12 protein-coding genes are annotated in these 16,710 nt (G+C 39.0%); 9 read left to right on the top strand and 3 right to left on the bottom strand.

Annotated elements, in window-relative coordinates; translation table 11 throughout:
• The first annotated feature begins 590 nt into the window (after window positions 1-590).
• The 5 genes from B5G52_RS18580 (at window position 591) to B5G52_RS18560 (ending at window position 6,898) form a co-directional block, all read left to right on the top strand.
• The gene (locus B5G52_RS18580; protein WP_087534145.1) at window positions 591-1,190 is read left to right on the top strand and encodes a bifunctional 2-polyprenyl-6-hydroxyphenol methylase/3-demethylubiquinol 3-O-methyltransferase UbiG; all 600 of its coding nucleotides are present in this window, start codon (window positions 591-593) and stop codon (window positions 1,188-1,190) included.
• Window positions 1,187-2,284, top strand: a complete 1,098-nt coding sequence (locus tag B5G52_RS18575) for an HNH endonuclease (protein ID WP_087534144.1) — start codon at window positions 1,187-1,189, stop codon at window positions 2,282-2,284. The genes B5G52_RS18580 and B5G52_RS18575 overlap by 4 nt, the downstream gene beginning before the upstream one ends.
• A 474-nt stretch (window positions 2,285-2,758) precedes the next feature.
• Window positions 2,759-3,334 (top strand): GIY-YIG nuclease family protein, encoded by a 576-nt coding sequence (locus B5G52_RS18570; protein WP_087534143.1) that lies wholly within the window; start codon window positions 2,759-2,761, stop codon window positions 3,332-3,334.
• Between the two features lie 38 nt (window positions 3,335-3,372).
• Complete coding sequence (locus B5G52_RS18565; RefSeq protein WP_087534142.1) at window positions 3,373-5,526, top strand: ATP-binding protein; 2,154 nt, start codon at window positions 3,373-3,375, stop codon at window positions 5,524-5,526.
• Window position 5,527: 1 nt separating this feature from the next.
• Window positions 5,528-6,898: a hypothetical protein gene (locus tag B5G52_RS18560; RefSeq protein ID WP_087534141.1), complete on the top strand. Its 1,371-nt coding sequence runs from the start codon at window positions 5,528-5,530 to the stop codon at window positions 6,896-6,898.
• Here the strand turns inward: B5G52_RS18560 and B5G52_RS18555 are convergent.
• Window positions 6,882-8,420: a DNA cytosine methyltransferase gene (locus B5G52_RS18555; RefSeq protein ID WP_087534140.1), complete on the bottom strand. Its 1,539-nt coding sequence runs from the start codon at window positions 8,418-8,420 to the stop codon at window positions 6,882-6,884. The two genes, B5G52_RS18560 and B5G52_RS18555, sit on opposite strands and share 17 nt — an antisense overlap.
• Window positions 8,421-8,848: 428 nt before the next feature.
• On the opposite strand from B5G52_RS18555, the gene B5G52_RS18550 reads away from it, so the two are divergent.
• Window positions 8,849-9,526, top strand: coding sequence for a uracil-DNA glycosylase family protein (locus B5G52_RS18550; protein WP_254911248.1), 678 nt, complete (start codon window positions 8,849-8,851; stop codon window positions 9,524-9,526).
• 60 nt (window positions 9,527-9,586) lie between these two features.
• Here the strand turns inward: B5G52_RS18550 and B5G52_RS18545 are convergent, their stop codons facing one another.
• Window positions 9,587-10,603, bottom strand: coding sequence for a nuclease-related domain-containing protein (locus B5G52_RS18545; protein ID WP_087534138.1), 1,017 nt, complete (start codon window positions 10,601-10,603; stop codon window positions 9,587-9,589).
• A gap of 525 nt (window positions 10,604-11,128) precedes the next feature.
• Between B5G52_RS18545 and B5G52_RS18540 the strand changes: the two genes are divergently transcribed.
• Complete coding sequence (locus B5G52_RS18540) at window positions 11,129-11,449, top strand: helix-turn-helix domain-containing protein (protein WP_087534137.1); 321 nt, start codon at window positions 11,129-11,131, stop codon at window positions 11,447-11,449.
• Window positions 11,433-12,821, top strand: a complete 1,389-nt coding sequence (locus B5G52_RS18535) for a HipA domain-containing protein (RefSeq protein WP_087534136.1) — start codon at window positions 11,433-11,435, stop codon at window positions 12,819-12,821. Before B5G52_RS18540 ends, B5G52_RS18535 begins: the two co-directional genes overlap by 17 nt.
• A gap of 416 nt (window positions 12,822-13,237) precedes the next feature.
• On the opposite strand, the gene B5G52_RS18530 is transcribed toward B5G52_RS18535, so the two are convergent.
• On the bottom strand, window positions 13,238-14,236 hold the full coding sequence (locus B5G52_RS18530) for a YecA family protein (protein WP_087534135.1): 999 nt from the start codon (window positions 14,234-14,236) through the stop codon (window positions 13,238-13,240).
• 572 nt (window positions 14,237-14,808) lie between these two features.
• On the opposite strand from B5G52_RS18530, the gene B5G52_RS18525 reads away from it, so the two are divergent.
• A complete protein-coding gene (locus tag B5G52_RS18525) occupies window positions 14,809-16,710 on the top strand; it encodes a TonB-dependent receptor (RefSeq protein WP_087534134.1) in 1,902 nt (633 codons plus the stop codon).

The following is a 16,710-nucleotide window of genomic DNA, read 5'->3' as shown; positions in this document are numbered from 1 at the left end:
GAAGACAATGAGAGTAAATGAGAAGACAAAAGCTGCGGGGTTCGAGCTGCTGGCTTAATATTCCACGTAGGAAACGGCTTTAGCCGTGATTGTTTTAAAGCCTATTTTACCACCGAGGGCACCGAAACGCTTCGCTACACAGAGAAGAAAAGTTATGGCTTCGTGCGGTAACAGTGGGCGACGGGCTGCTAGCTTCGAACACGTCTAGCTCCTAGTCACTTCCCTAGAACCTAGTTTTCATATTTTTCCTTATCAGCGCAGCGTCTCTTAACCTCTGTGGTGAATAAATCACTAAAAGATCATTTTGCACAAAGAGAAGTGAATGAGGGTAAATGAGCAGACAAACTGACGGGCTACGAGCAGCGGGCTGCGTGCAAACCCTAGCACCTAGTCACTTCCCTAGAACCTAGTGCCTAAATATCACCCAGACTAAATTCTTAATTTGTACTGCAAATAGTCTATGTCTTTGGTGCTTATCGAATATCTCTATATTTTTAATACATTTTCATGTTAGGTTAGGGTTAAACTTAATCAACGCTTAACAAGCTAGTAGTTAAGTATTATTAATTAACCAAGGAGCGGTAGAATTAGTGCCTAATAAAACACTCAGTTACTACAACCAAAACGCACAAAGCTTTAGCGACTCAACGCTTCATGTTGATATGTCGGCGCTTTACGCGGAGTTTTTACCGCTAATTCCTAAACATGGTCATATTATAGATGCTGGCTGTGGTTCAGCCCGCGACGCGGCGTATTTTAAACAGCAAGGTTTTACTGTTAGCGCGTTTGATGCAAGCGCAGAACTTGCAAAGTTGGCAAGTGATTACTTGAAACAACCTGTTGAAGTTAAAACCTTTCAGCAGCTTGATTGCAGCAACCAATACGATGGTATTTGGTGTTGTGCCAGCTTATTACACGTACCAAAAAACGAACTTCCGCAGGTATTTTTAAACCTGCAACACGCGCTTAAACCAAATGGTGTTTTGTATGTGTCGTTTAAATACGGCGACACTGAGCGGGAACATAATGGCCGTGAATTTACTGATTTAAATGAAGAGGGCTTAACCTCGCTTATTACCCATCACACTGAGCTTAAAATAATAAAACAATGGCAAAGTGTTGATCAGCGCCCTGGTCGTGAAAGCGAAGTGTGGCTCAATGCGTTAATTAAAGCAGTGCCCGTTTTATGATTGGTGCAATGCAGCAGCAACTCGACTTTATCGCCTACATTCAGCGTATGCTGGTGGAAGGCGATTTTAGTGCAACGTACAAGTTTGCGTTGTTGCATGCATTGGCTGATGTATGTGTTGAACAACCGCTGATATCAGACCAAGCAGAGCTGCAAATAGATTTAGCCACCTTGGCCGATAAACTCATTGTTTTATATTGGCATCATGCGGTGCCGTTTGCCTCAGAGCAAACGGGCGAAAGTGCTTTACTTAAGCAAAACTCTGGCGCGCAATCTAAAGTGATTTCGGTGTTGTATGAGTGCCAACAAAACAACATTCGTAATTTACGCGCATTAAAACAAAGCGCGTTTTATAAGCCCACCTTTAACGCGGCATTAGCCACACTCAAAACTGGCCCATTGTGGCGCTTACAAATATTAGCAAAACAAGCCGAATGCTTTTTATATCCGCATACCAATAGCACTAAATACATTACCCTCAATGCGGGCATTGCTAGCTGTTTTCGGCGCTTTTATGATTTGGTGGTGTACTTAGCCAAAAATGCGTGGCTACAAAAAATTCAAAGTATTAAACATAACCAAAAGTTAATTGGCCCACAAAGCCAACTGCACGACTTTTTATTCGGCTTTGACCGTAACGCGCTGAGTAAAGCCAAACCTGTGCTAATTGAGCTGCAACACGGTAATTGCTTTTATTGCCAAAAGCCGTTGAACAATAAAACCGAGGTTGACCATTTTATTCCGTTTGCTCGCTATGCAAACGATTTAGGCCACAACTTTGTGGCGGCGCACAGTACGTGTAATAACAGCAAACGCGACTTTTTAGCGGCGCAGTTGCACCGCGAACGCTGGCAAGAACAAAACCTTGTTTTGAATAGCCAGCATATAACCCGTGAACTCAGTGATTATTTTAATTGTGATGCAGATAAATCACGTTCGGTAAGTGATTGGGCGTATCAGGTGGCGCAGGCGAACAGTGCTAAGTTGTGGTTAGCGAAAGACAGCTTTGAACAAGCTGCTGGTGTGGGTTTATATCTTAATAGAGATACAGAGCTTAGTTTAGTGGCGGAAGGTAAGCCGAGGTATGACGCGTAAGCATGAAGTTTGCTCGCGCGAAAAGCGCAGCGTTTAAATTGTAGGTCGTGCTTTAGCGCGTCAATGTAATTTATTGGTTTTGGTGGGAACAGGCTTTAGCCGTGATTTTTTACATGGTTTTGGGAAAAGGGATTTAACAACCTCTATTCGAGGTTTTATCGCGTTGGCGATGGCAACCAAAGAGAGGCTGCCGCCGACCTCTCTTTGGACTCTCTCGGCGCACCCGAGGATCACACTGTGTCCTCAAGTTAAAAATTGATGTGAACGTAAGCGCCGTGTATTCGCCATCCATGGCGAAGTCACGGCTTAACTTGCATCCACGCAAGTGATTACTCACCAATTTATAACTTTCGGGTGTGATCACGGGGAGTTGGAGTGTATTGGTAGATTGGTGTTTATGAATGTAAGCAGATTCATTTAAAGAAGTGTTACTCCAAAACTTAACAATAAGTAACTTAAATATATGGAAGCTGTATGTCGAATACCTATTATGTATATTCGTTAAAAGATCCAAGAACAAAGCCTGCAAAGGTTTTTTATATTGGAAAAGGTACAGGCAGTCGAGCGACAGATCATCTTAAGAAAATTGATAAAACTAGAAAAGGTAAGTTTATTCAAGAAATTTTAGATTCAGGCTATTCTCCGATTGTAGCTAAAATAGTAGAGCAATTGACTGAAGATCAGGCTTTCCAAATTGAGCTCGAATTAATTTCAAGCTTTGGAACCATTGATACTGGTGGATCTTTATATAACAGTGTTATACCAAAGTCGATTAAACGAAAGGTAGATAATGAAATAACTGTGCCAAGTGGTGCATTAGAAAAAGCTCAACTAGGTTTAAAGTTACTTAAAGATTCAATTTCTTTATTATCAGAAGAAAACCCTGATGGAATAACAAACTCAGATTGTGCTCATTACTTAGGCTTTCAGTCAGATAATGAGGGCAAGCAGCAAGATTATCTAACATATAGTGTTTTAGGGCTTCTAATGAAAGAAGGCTCACTGGAAAGTTATAGATTAGGTAATAAAAGAAAATATAGAAAAGTTTGAGATAAAAATATAACTCAAACAACTAGGAGTAATCTAATATGGATACGAATAAACCTATTATAAAGCCATTCAGAGCTAACGCTCATTTGTTAAAACTACTTGGTGATGAGCTAATTGGGGATGATAGGTTAGCTGTATTTGAGCTTGTAAAAAACTCTTATGATGCTAATGCCTTAAGTGTTGATGTTACGCTTAATTTAGAAGTGAAATCACCGAACATTGTAATCTGGGACCACAAAGGTTTCGGTATGACAAAGGATGATATTTTAAACAAATGGATGGAGGTAGGCACTAATAGCAAAAGAAACAATAATAAAGTTAGAACTCCAGAATTAAATCGTCTTCCTCTTGGTGAAAAAGGTGTCGGTCGCCTTGCTGTTCATAAGCTTGGAAAAAAGTTGACGATTAACACTCGCTCCAAAAACTCAGTTGAGTATAAGATTCAAATAGATTGGCCTAGTTTAATAAGTAAGGCTGAATATATTGAAGATACAAGAGTCACTATTACTCCGCTGGATGAACCCGAATATTTTGTAACAGAGACTGGTACTCGTATCGAAATTAGTGAGTTAAATAATATTCATTGGACGCGCGGTGATTTAAGAAGATTAAAACGCCTTCTAACAAGCCTAATTTCACCGTTTAAAACTGTATCTGATTTTAATGTAAATTTGTCGGTTCCAGGAAGAGAAAAAGACATAGCGGATCTGCTAGAAGCCAAAGATATACTAGATAAAGCACTTTGGACATACGATTTTACTATCGATGAGTCAGGAAATTTTTCTTCAAGCTACAAGTTCAACCCTCCCCAAACATTTAAAGAGCTAGCTTCCTCAAGCAAAAATGATGATGATTCTCGATTGGAGCTTTTAGCACCTACTAAAGAAGAAGAATTAGCTAGAGATAAGGTGATTCGTGAGTCATTACTATTAAATCCTGAAGATATACAAAAGATAGGTCCAATATCTGGAACTTTTTATATTTTTATGAAAACTCCTGCTATTTTGGCTGCTGTTGGCTCGCCTCAATTGATTAAAGATTATTTGAAAGAACAATCTGGAGTTCGTGTTTATAGAGACGGCATCAGAGTCTTCAATTATGGGGAAGGCAAAGATGATTGGCTTGGGCTTAATGCTGGAAGGATAAATATGCCTGGTCAGAAAATTGATACGGGTATGGTCATTGGTGGTGTTGACTTGGATTTAGAGTTAAGTGAAGGTTTAAAAGAGAAAACTAATAGAGAAGGGTTTGATGAAAATGACACATACAAACGCTTTAGATGGATAATTGCAAGCATAGTAGAAGACTTTCAGTTAAAACATAGGAAAGACCGCGAAGCACTTGATCTCTATTTAAAAGGTAACGTGAAAGATGCTTCACCTGCTACGACTAGATTTGCTGAAAGTATCATTGATATTAAAAATACTCTAAAAAAACATAATCTTGAAGATGAAATTGGTAGTAAAGTCAGGCAAATTGAATCTGATTATCTACAAATGCGCGAAGTAACACTCAGCTCAGGTATCGCTGGAATAAACCTAGCCGTAATTTTCCATGAGGTTGAGCGTGGAGTTGATGATCTTAACACCTCTATACGCCAGTCTGATGATCACGCTACGCTATTAAAACGTGCCGAACATTTAGCTGAATTATTAGAAGGTTTTGCTCCTTTATTGAGAAGAAACGAGCAAAAAACATTTAATATCAAGGCTTTAACTCAAAAAATTATAAACTTAAATACTCATCGTTTTGAGCACCATAAAGTGACAGTTTCTTGCCCTATCAATAGTGAGGAGTCTGATTCATTTGAAGTAACAGCGCCATTTGGACTATTGCAGGCCACCCTTACAAACCTTATCGATAATGCTATTCATTGGACTAGTTTAAAGGCAGAAAAAGAAGGTCAAAACTATATTCCAGCAATAAGAATTGATAGTTTACCTAATTGGTTTAAAGAAGGGCCTGCGATTGTTGTTATGGATAATGGACCAGGCTTTAGTCTTACACCTGAAGAAGCGATTCAACCTTTTAAAACTTCTCGACCCGGAGGGATGGGAGTCGGTCTTTATTATTCAGATAAAGTGATGGAAAGTATTGGGGGAAGGCTTCAAATATGTGAGCCTGAGGATTTAGAGCTACCGGAGTCTTTTCAGGGAGCTGCAGTAGTAATGATTTTTAATCAAGGAAAGTAGAATGATCTGTTTGCCAAGCATAGTTTTAATTGATGACACTAAAGAGGACCTAGATGAAATTCAAAGTAGTTTAGTCCAAGCTGGATATCCATGCTTTCCAATCCACTATAAGAAAGATGAACCTGATAATATATCGGGTATTGATCATGTGAAAATAGAAATGATCAACCCTCGCGTTATTATTACAGATTTAAATTTACAAGAATTACAAGTTGACGCAGTAAAACTTGTAGGCCCAATCGTTGAAGTTCTTAAAAAACTGGTTACTGAAGGGCCGTATTTACTTTACTTTTGGTCTAAGAATGCAAGTACTGTAGAAAGAGTAATGGAGTTGATATCTGATAGGTATTCAGACCTTAATTTTCCGCTATCATGGGGGGTTCTTGATAAAACTGAATTTAAGTTTAAAACACAAGAACTAACGGATAAAGTAGCCAAATTATTCGTAGAAAACCCTATGTTTAATGCATTATTCAGTTGGGAAAATAGAGTTTCAGTTGCAGCTCAAAATACTGTTGATTCACTCTTTAAGTTAGCAAAACCAGCAGAAATTAATGGTATTACTCAATTCCAATCTGAAACAACTACAAATCTCCAAAAAATGTTAGCAGTTATTGGGAACGAAACTATTGGTGTTAAGAATGCAAAAGAGGAGCCCGAAGTAGCGATTGAATTAGGGCTCGAACCTGTTCTTTACGACCATATACAAGCTAATTATGAAAATATTGATCGTGCTACTTGGCTAGATGCTGCTGAAGGAATTGGAGCAAGACTTAGTGCTGAAAAAAGTGTGAAAGCTTCTTTGAACTCTTTTTATCATGTCGAAGAACTGGGAGAAGATTCCCCAAAAAATAAAAGAGGTAGTTGGATCGAGCTTAATCATGATTATTTTGGCGACACAAAAAATAATGCAAAGATTCAGCAAAACTTAGGGAGAAATATTAAAACACTAATAAATGAAGAGTTTTTGGATGATAGCCAAGGAACAAAGCTTACGAGAGCAGATGCACACGAAGCCACTAAGTTGGGATTTCTTGAGTTATCAGCTGAATGTGATCAAGCTCAACGGAAAACAAAGCTTAATAAATATTTTTTATCAGCAATGATTCCTTTGGAATTCGAAAAGTTCACTAAATTTAGAAAGGATACCAGTGATACGAAACATGCAGGAATATACAGGGTTCCTAATGTTATGATTAATGGAAAAGAATATATCATCAAAGTTAGCTTTCTCTATCAAGTAGGGAGTATACCAGATGTGAGTAAGTGGCTTGGAAAGCCAGTATTCAGGCTAAAAAATCAAATTTTATCTGATATTAGTTTTAAAGCCTCCCAGCATGCAACTCGGCCTGGAATCATTCGTTTTGATTAATTAAATTAAGCAAAACCTTGCCAATCTGCTGTGCCAAATATGGTGGCACAGCATTTCCTACCTGCACATATTGATTCGTTCTCGTACCTTCGAAAATATAATTATCAGGAAATGTTTGTAAGCGGGCCGCTTCTCGAACACTCAAACTTCTACATTGTTGCGGATCGTAATGTACGAAGTAGTGACCATCCTTTGAAATATGGCTTGTTACTGTCGTTGCATACTTATCTGCGACTTGTACTCTAAAACGGTCTGCGTGTGTTCCTGTATCCCAATTTGCATGGGCTGGAGCTAACTCTTTTGGAAAGTGACGAGATTTAGGTGATGATCCTTCTATCTGCGCATAAGCGGCACAGTAAGCGTAGCGAAGTAAATCATCAACCATATGCCCTCTGGTTTCATGGTTTAGCACTACGTTTAAATTAGGGTCTAGATACCAAGCTTTTAGTGGCTCTGGCATAGCTGGGGTTTTGTCGCTTAATGCAGTTTCTATTCTAGACAAACCGATTTTTGGCTTAAGGCTTAATGAATTGGCTGATTCTGCATTAAATTGTTTTTTCAGTATCCTCTTTAATTTAGCTGCATTTTTAGTAACAGCTGATTCCCAATCTTTTGCATTGTCTTTTTGTTTTGAAAAGCCACTGCGTAAATTAGGCAAATCATCAATAGCTTGTTTTACAGTAACTTGATGTTCGCATACGCTTAATGTTTCTGGGGTGGCTTTAATATCCTCACGCACACCCAGTAAAATCACACGATGCCTTGCTTGAGGTATACCGTATTGCTCACAGCGAATTAAGAAATCGGCAGAGTCCTTGTATTGTGGGTCTTTTGGGTTCTCGGCATCAACCACTAATGAATAGATTTTATATTTTGGAATCTTTTTTTGTTTAGTTACTGAGCCTGGGTTACGCAAGTCTTCCAATATTTGTGGAAACATAACTTGGTCATTAACTTTTGCCGTGAGGATTCCGCGAACATTTTCCATTACAAAAATATCTGGTTTAGCTAGGCTTATTACCTGTAAATATTCTTTATATAAAAAATGGCGAGTATCAGCTTCTGCTACGTAACTTTTATTACCAGCGTTACGAGAGCGCCCTGCGAGTGAATATGCTTGGCATGGTGGACCACCAATTAGGACTTTTGGGCCTTTATGTTTTTTTACTAACTCTGTAATGCGCTTGTGTATAAGCTCATTGTCTTTACCAAGCTCTTTTGCGCCGTTTAATGTTTCTTGATTGGCTTCGAATGCAATATCGGGGTGAAGCCCAAATAACTCATCGCGTGTAATTTTTCCATGTAGGTAATCATAGTAATTATCTAACGGTTGAGACTTGTTTTTGAGTAAACGGAAAAAAGCGCGAGTGGTTAATGTTTGATGAGCATTTACATCTTTCTCAACAGAAATACCTATTTGAAAAGGTGTTTTACCGTCATCTGTTTTAGCTGCGGAAATCCCTTCACCAAGGCCGCCAGGCCCTGCAAACAAATCAATGACAAGAATTTCACCGTTTTCCATAACTAACTAAGCAACTACAAAATAAAAAGACAGAGAATCATACCAGGCATGATCCGAGTCATAAAGAGTTATATGAGATTAAAGAGGATGACTGGCTAAAATAGCAGCTAACAGTTATGAATTGAAGACCGATGCCAAGGTAAATCCCCGTGATCACACCCGAAATTGAATTAATGATGAGTAATTTACAGCATGGATGCTGTTAAAAAGCGTAGCTTGGCCAAGGATGGCCTATCTACGCTGGTTACGTTCATATCATTAATTTAAATTGAGGAAACAGTGTGATCCTCGGGGCGCCGAGAGATTCCAAAGAGAAGTCGGCGGTTACTTCTCTTTGGTTGCCGTCGCCAACGCGACATGTATTATCTAGTTTTGTTAGGATTATTGACGTATAAAGGTTAAAATTTAAATATATTTAAGGAATTAGAGTGAATTATAAAAAGGGAGATTTAATTGAGCTAGGCGAGCGACTTTTCGGTCATTTATACCACCGTCATGGTGAAGGACTCTATAGTTCACATGAGACTTTAAAAAAAGGAAATGTGTATTTATTAGGCCTAAACCCTGGTGGAGATGGGCATACTTTATTAGGTGATCATATACAGAAAATGCTTACTAAACCCGATAATGCATATATTGATGAAAAATGGGGCAATAAACATGCTTTAGGTAATGCACCTTTACAAAAGAGGGTTAAAAGTTTACTAACGGGAATTAATCAAAGAGTAGAAGATGTATGCGCCAGTAATTTAATTTTCACGACCTCAAGATCATCTTCTCATGATAATTATAATTTTGGCTTTGCAGGCACCTTCTGGCCTTTTCATCAAGCAGTTATAGAGATAGTTCAGCCTAAACTAATCTTATCTTTTGGTAATTCTAGGCTTCACTCACCTTTTGGTTTTTTAAAATCACTATACTGTGAAGAGCCTGATAAAAGTAATTTTGAAGAAGTAGCTTCCGGACATGGGAAATGGAAGTGCTACGGTTTTAAAACTAATATTAATGGTAGATCAACTGCAATAATCGGTTTGCCTCACTTAAGTTACTACAACCCAAACAAAGAGCCTGTTCTAAAATGGATTAAAGAGTTTTCTGGCATATAAAGCTATTAACTTAGTGGGGGCGGCGCTCTGTGCCCCTTGGTTGCCGTCGCCAACGCGACATTAACCCTCAAATTTGAAAAGCGCAGTGTTTTCACAATCACTACACACTAATGAATAAGACTCTTTGCGTTTGCTCACTTTAGTATTTGCACTGGTACACTGTGGGCAAGACGTTTTCATCGGTGTATTGGTTTCGCACTCACCACATGTAACAAAATAGCCATAGCGGCCAGAGCGCGCTTTAAGCGTCTGGCTATTACTGCACTGTTTGCACTTTAGATTTACTTCATTATTGGCGCTTGATTGCTCTTGAGCGACGGGTGCGATAGAACTTGGTGCCATAAGTGTTGATTCATCTTGATAAATTGCTCTTGGCTCGTTGATATTTGATGTTATTGCGTCAGGTTTTAAATGTGTGGCAGGGGCAATATTTTGCTCTAATAGAAACTCACAAATCCTAACTAGGCTTTCTTCACTAAACCAAGGACGAATATTAGTTGAAATAAAGTGCAAAGCATTTGGTGTTGAAGCAGGTAGCTTCATTATGTCTAAAAGTTTATCTGCTATAAATTCTGATTTAACGAGACGTTCTTCAAGCGTTTTTGGTGTGTTATTTCGATTAATTATGGCATTACTCGATATTGCACAGATGCTATGCCATTCACGACCACCAAAATTTTGCTGTAATTTGCCAAACATCTTTGGCAGGAGTTGTGGAGCATTGTCTCTTACTAAACTTTTTAGTAATGCTAATTGTAGCTCAACTTGTTTGATTGGTGACGACATGCCTTGCCATTGCCCACGGTAACTGCGACTCCATTCTTGATGTTGGTTTATTGCAACTTCACCGGTAATACTTTTTGATTCAATAAGAATAAACCCGTAGGTGTAAACAATAAGGTGGTCTATCTGTGCGGTTTCGCCGTTGTGTTTAAACTTTACATCATTAAACACAAATACTTGAGGGTGGTCTTTAAATGCGCGGCGTAAGTAAAATGCCACGTCTAGCTCTTGCTTCTGGCCAGCTTTAATTTTGGCTGAAGTGCTTGGTGAGAATACTTTATCTTTTAAAATCATGAGGCATCCTTTCAATCATGTATTTGTATAGAATAACATTGAAGTACCCAATAAAAATACTGCTCTGGTTAATTTGATTTTAAAACAATCACGGCTAAAGCCGTTTCCCACAAAGTAAAAGGCTCTAGGTTTTAGGGAAGTAACTAGGTGCTTGGGTTATTGCCGAAGCCAGTGGCTCGAAGCCCGCCGTTTTTGTCTTCTCATTTACTCTCATTGTCTTCTCTTTGTGCATATTGATTTTAAGTGATTTATTCTCGGTGTAGCCAGCGCCTCGGTGGTAAAATTGGTTTTAAAACAATCACGGCTAAAGCGGTTTCCTACGATTTTAAACTCGCCAGCTTTACTTATTAGCTAGTCAATTTAAATTTACTTATGGGGTTTAATTAAATTTCAACTCTCCATAAGTAAAATATAATTCTCTTATGGTGTGGTTAATTTGCTCTTTAAGCTAAAAGTAAAGTATTGTTGACTTTTGCTTTGGGTGTCCTAAAATCGGTTGTATAAGTAAATTATAGTTGACCAAATATGAGTGATACACTTGGCAAAAAAACACTCGGAAGAGTTGTTAAGCGTACTGAAATGCCTGAGCTTTCTAAGCCATTTTCGCCCGTGCAATTGGCTAAAGCCATAACGGCAAAACGAACAGGAATGAAGCTGACATTAATGGATGTATCACACGCGCTTGCTATTTCTAAGCCTACACTGATAAAAATAGAAAAAGGCGATGTAACCGTGCAACTGCATAATGTACTAAAAGTGATGGAGTATTTAGGGTTGTCGTTTAGCCTTGTTAGCGATGATATAGCTCATAGCAATGATGAGGTGAGCGATGAACAGTGGTACTAATACCAACCGCTTAGATGTGTTTATTGGTCAATCGCAAAAGGTGGCTGAGATAACATTAGCAGTAGGCTCTGAAAGTGAAATTTCATTTACTTATGAGGCTAATTGGGTCAACGAGGGTTTTGCAGTTTCACCACATTTGCCACTCAATGGCGATTTTGACTCTCGTGCAGTACGTAATTATTTGCAAAATTTATTACCGGAAGGTAAAGGGCTTGAGGAGATCATCAGTAGCACGACTATTTCTAACAATAACACCTTCGGCTTGATTAAAGTGATTGGCGAGGAGACGTCAGGTGCTTTGTCGTTTAGGGCAAGTAATAGTGCTGCAAAGCAAACCTCTTTTCGTGAAGTGACGAATGAGCAGTTAAGCCAAAAGCTTAGTCGATTTAAGCAAGCGGGCGAGCCAATTACACTGTGGGATGGGCGAACGAGGCTCTCTGTTGCTGGGGTTCAAGATAAGCTTAATCTACTCGAAATAGATGGAAGATTAGGGTTTGGTGAAGGCCAGTTATGCTCTAATAAAATCTTTAAATTTGAAACGGGTGCTGCGCCTTTCATTGCAGTGAACGAACTATTTACTATGTTACTGGCAAGAGGCGCAGGACTTGATGTGCCTGACGTTGAATTGCGTAGCTATGGTGAAATGCGGGCCTTTGTTATCGATCGTTTTGATAGGCGTGTTGTTAAAGAGCAAAACCGAGTGTTACGTCGTCATGTTATTGATGGGTGCCAAGCGACTAATTTGCCGCCTTCTTACAAATACGAGCGTCAGCACGGTGATGAAGGTGATGGTATTTATATTCGAGATGGAGTGTCTTTTCCTAAGCTTTTTAATATTGAAACATCGAATGTACAAGCGTATCAGGCGCAACTTATTCGTTGGATGACATTTAATATTTTAGTGCGTAATTATGATGCTCACGGCAAAAACATTAGCTTTTTTGTTGGTAAAAATGGTCTAGAACTCACACCGTTTTACGACTTGGTAAACATTGAAGCGATTATTGAACAGACGAGCATTGATTGTGCAAAAAGTGGTTCACAGCCAGCTATTTCAAGGAACTATGCAATGTCGCTAGGTGACTATAATTCACAAGGCGCGGGTAATTTTAGTAATGAAATAACGGCTTATATGTTAGCTGATTTTGCTGATGAGTTTAATATTTCTCTTGCGCGTATGCAGCTACTGATGAGTCAAACAATTGAGTCAGTATTAGCGGCAATAAATATGGCCAAAGCGGCTGCTATTGCAAATAACTTGTCTAATAGTGAACTAGAACACATCGGTTTATGTATTAATATTATTAAAAAAGCAGCTGTCGAACTGGGTGAACAGGTTGAGCTGTTACCAAGTATGAAAGTGTTTATTTAGGCTTCTTCATTGTAAGTAAAAGGCAATTAAAGGTTCTAGGTGCTAGGGAAGTGACTAGGTTCTAGGATTAATCCGTAGCCGTCGCTCGATTCCAGCAGCTTTTTGCCTTCTCATTTACCCTCATTGTTTTCTCTTTGTGCAAACATGTTTTATTAATGCTTTCTCGGTGTAGCGAAGCGCCTCGGCGACCTCGGTGGTAAATTTGGGTTTAAAACATTCACAGGCAAGATAAAGGCACTAGGTTTTAGGGAGGTGACTAGGTGCTAGGGTGAATCCGTAACCCGCAGCACGCCGCCCGAAACCCGTTGCTATTTCAACTCGCCAGCTTTAGTCTTTTTAAACTCGCAAACTCCATAATGAGGCAATTAAGTTGGCTATTCGCCTCATTAGGTGAGGCGAATAAGATGTGCTCTTTTTTATATATCAAACGTAAAAGTTTGCTTTAATAATGGTTGTATATTTGCTTTTATTGCAATGGGTTTGCCATCTGAAAATCGTTTAGGGTTAACGGTTATAAATCCCCAAAATTCTAAAAAACGTTCTATAAAACGTGATCTGATTAAAACACCTAACAAATCTTGTGGCTCTTTGTATTGCGTAGCTGGCACTTCATTTAATAGAGCCGGAAATGCGGTAATGACTTCTTCAATCAATTGCTCAACGGAACCGTGAGTTTGGATTCGCCACAGCATAAACACCCAAAAAATACGTAGATCGCTATCACTGACAAAACTATCAAAATAGCCCCAATTATAGTGTGTGGTGGCGGCTTCAAGCATGGGTAAGAAAAAGGCTTTAATACCATGAGTTTGATATTGTTTTTGGGCGATTTTCTTAATATGGAAGCTACCGCTTTTAAGATAAATAATACCTGCAATATCTGCCAAAATTCGGGTGTAATGTAAGGCGTTAATTTTGTCTTCGTTACTACCGGAGAACTCACTGATACTTACGGACTTTTCATACTCAGATACGGCAAACTCAGGAAGTAATTCACTAGCTTGCTTGGCTATTTTGGCTGGTAAATTACCTTTGGCTGTTGCTTTAAATGAGCCACTTTGATGCATTGCTTCATCAAGTATTATCGCTAGGTAACGCATCACGGGGCTTGCTGTTAGCTCATTAGGTATCGTTATTGTTACCTCTGCTAACTCATTAAATGGTGCTCTTAGCCAATTATCCATTTGATTGGCTGAGAGGCCGCAAAAATCATCTAATGGATTGTTGTTGATACCTGAAATTTTATGTTGAGCTACTAGATTCATTTCATCTAGGCTTAAGTCAGGGTTAGTAGCAATGGTTTGTGCTATTTCGTCAAATACTTCGCAGTGCTGCTTTGATGCGCTATCCATACAACAGCGCTTATACTTTTTACCGCTATTGCACGGACATGGATCGTTTCGGCCTAACTTCATGTGATGAGACTTAATATGGAGTGATTTTACTCTATTTTATACAAGCTATCTGTTTTGGGTCAAAGTAAGAGCTGCAATAATTTGGCGCTTGAGCAGTAAAAGGTGCTAGGTTTTAGGAAATTGACTAGGTGCTAGCTGTATTCGTAGCCCTTAGCCCGTGGTTTTTTCTTCTCTGTGTAGCGCAGCGCCTCGCTGATCTCTGTGGTGAATTGGTTTTAAAACAATCACAGGCAAGATAAAGGCGCTAGGTTTTAGGGAAGTGACTAGGAGCTAGGCTGAATTCATAGCGCGTCGCTCGATTCCCGTAACTTTGTGGCTTCTCATTGTGCAAAATGGTTTTTAATGTTTTCTCGGTGTAGCGCGGCTCGTCGCTTAAAGTTGAAGCTTTTTCTACAAGGAAATGTCGGTGACTATTGTGGATATTAGTTAGCATCGCTTGAAATCTGTTATGGTATAACATATTATATTTGGCGGTTGGAAAACTAATTTGCTGTTGTTTGGGTTTTATCACTCAAATTATTTTAATTTAATTACATCAATATTATGATGTTTTGATATGTTGTAACATAATAATGAAAAGATATATTTATCCACTTCTTTATCTCTCACCTTTAACACTGTCAATTAATGCAATAGCTGCTGCTCAAGATATTGAGCAGATAGTAATAACGTCAACATCAACACAAAAAATAGTAAGTGAAGCGCCTGCGAGTATCAGCGTTATTACACAAGCTGACCTTAATCGGCGAGTTGTTATGAATCTATCAGATGCTCTACGAGGCCAAACGGGTATTAATTTGAGTGCCGTTGGCTTTGGACGAAAAGGAATTGAAATTAGAGGTATGGACTCAGATCAAACGTTGGTTTTGATTGATGGGCAACGAGTTGGTGGTTCGTCAGACTTGATTGCTCATTCAAATTTTGAGCTTAATTCAATTCCAGTCGATGATATTGAAAGAATTGAAATTGTACGTGGGCCAATTTCTGCATTGTATGGATCAGATGCATTAGGTGGTGTTATTAATGTTATTACTAAGAAAGTATCAAGTGAGTGGCGTAGCTCACTGGCGCTAAACGGTGGTCAGCAGCTAAGCGATGAAGAGGCACAAAGTTATAGTATGGGTGCGTCAACGTCGGGTTCTATAACTGAAGATTTGAGTATTAGAGCATCTGTGGTTCGTGAATATCAACAAGATGTAGCAAACCGCATTGATCCTAATCTTTCAGATATCGAAGGGCAAAAAACAGATAATTTACGCCTGAAAATGATATGGGCAGCTACCGATAATCAAACAATAGATGCATCAGTAGCATTAATAGATGATAACCGTTGGCATGATACGGCTTCTCGTTCAACTTACTATACTTTTAACGATGACATTGAACAGGTGCAATTATCAATGCGGCACCAGGGCTATTGGTCATGGGGAGACTCAACTGTACGCATGTATCATACTGAAGTTGATCGTGAAAATACGCGAACGAATGGCATTTCAGCTACTAGCCCAAGTACCATAACAGAAGATATTGCCGATTTTAGATTGGGAACAGAGTTAGGAGTCCATCAGTTACAGTTTGGCGGACAATGGTTACGCCAGAATCTCAAAAACAGCACTGTTAATGAGGCTGGAGAAAGTCAAACGATACAAAAATCTGCTTTTGTTCAGGATGATTGGGCAATGAGTAATGATTTATCATTGTTACTTGGGAGCCGTTTTGACCATCATGATATGTACGGCTGGGAAACGAGTCCTCGTGCTTATTTAGTGTGGAGTCAAGGCGATTGGGTATTTAAGGGGGGGTATGGTGAAGGTTTTAAAGCTCCTAGCCTAAAGCAACTTTCTGCTGAATATGAAACGTCTGCAGCCGGTGGCCTGTTTTATATTGTGGGTAATCCTGATTTACAACCTGAAACAAATAAGGCTTATGAGTTATCTGCACGCTATGGAAATACTCATTGGAATATAACAACAACTTTATTTGAAACAAAAGTAGATGATTTAATCGAAACATTTTGCATCTCGGGTTGCGATGGGCGCGGTGCATTACGCAATTATCGAAATATTGAAAGTGCGACTTTATCAGGTGTTGAAGTAAATGCGCAGTGGCAAGTATTAAATGATTTGAGTGTTTCAACTAATATGAATTACCTCGATGCACGCAATGATACCGAAGATAAAGCACTAGAAAATAAACCCAAAATGTCTGGTTATGCAGAGTTGGTATGGCAACCAAGCGAAAGGTTAGATACTCAATTACGCTTAGAGTATGTTGGTGAACAGTATTTAGATGATGCCAAACTGCCTAGTTATCAATTGCTTCACGTAAGTTCTAGTTATCGCATTAATTCACAATGGTCAGTTCGAGCCAGTATTGAAAACTTAACGGATGTTTACTTACCTGATGAATCGGTAGAGTTTGAGTTTGTTGAGCCTGGACGTACGTTGTTTCTTGGTGCGCGGATGAACTTTTGA

It is taken from the genome of Pseudoalteromonas sp. A601 (assembly GCF_002165575.1).
Classification (GTDB): domain Bacteria; phylum Pseudomonadota; class Gammaproteobacteria; order Enterobacterales; family Alteromonadaceae; genus Pseudoalteromonas.
This window is presented reverse-complemented; position numbering and strand designations above follow the sequence as displayed.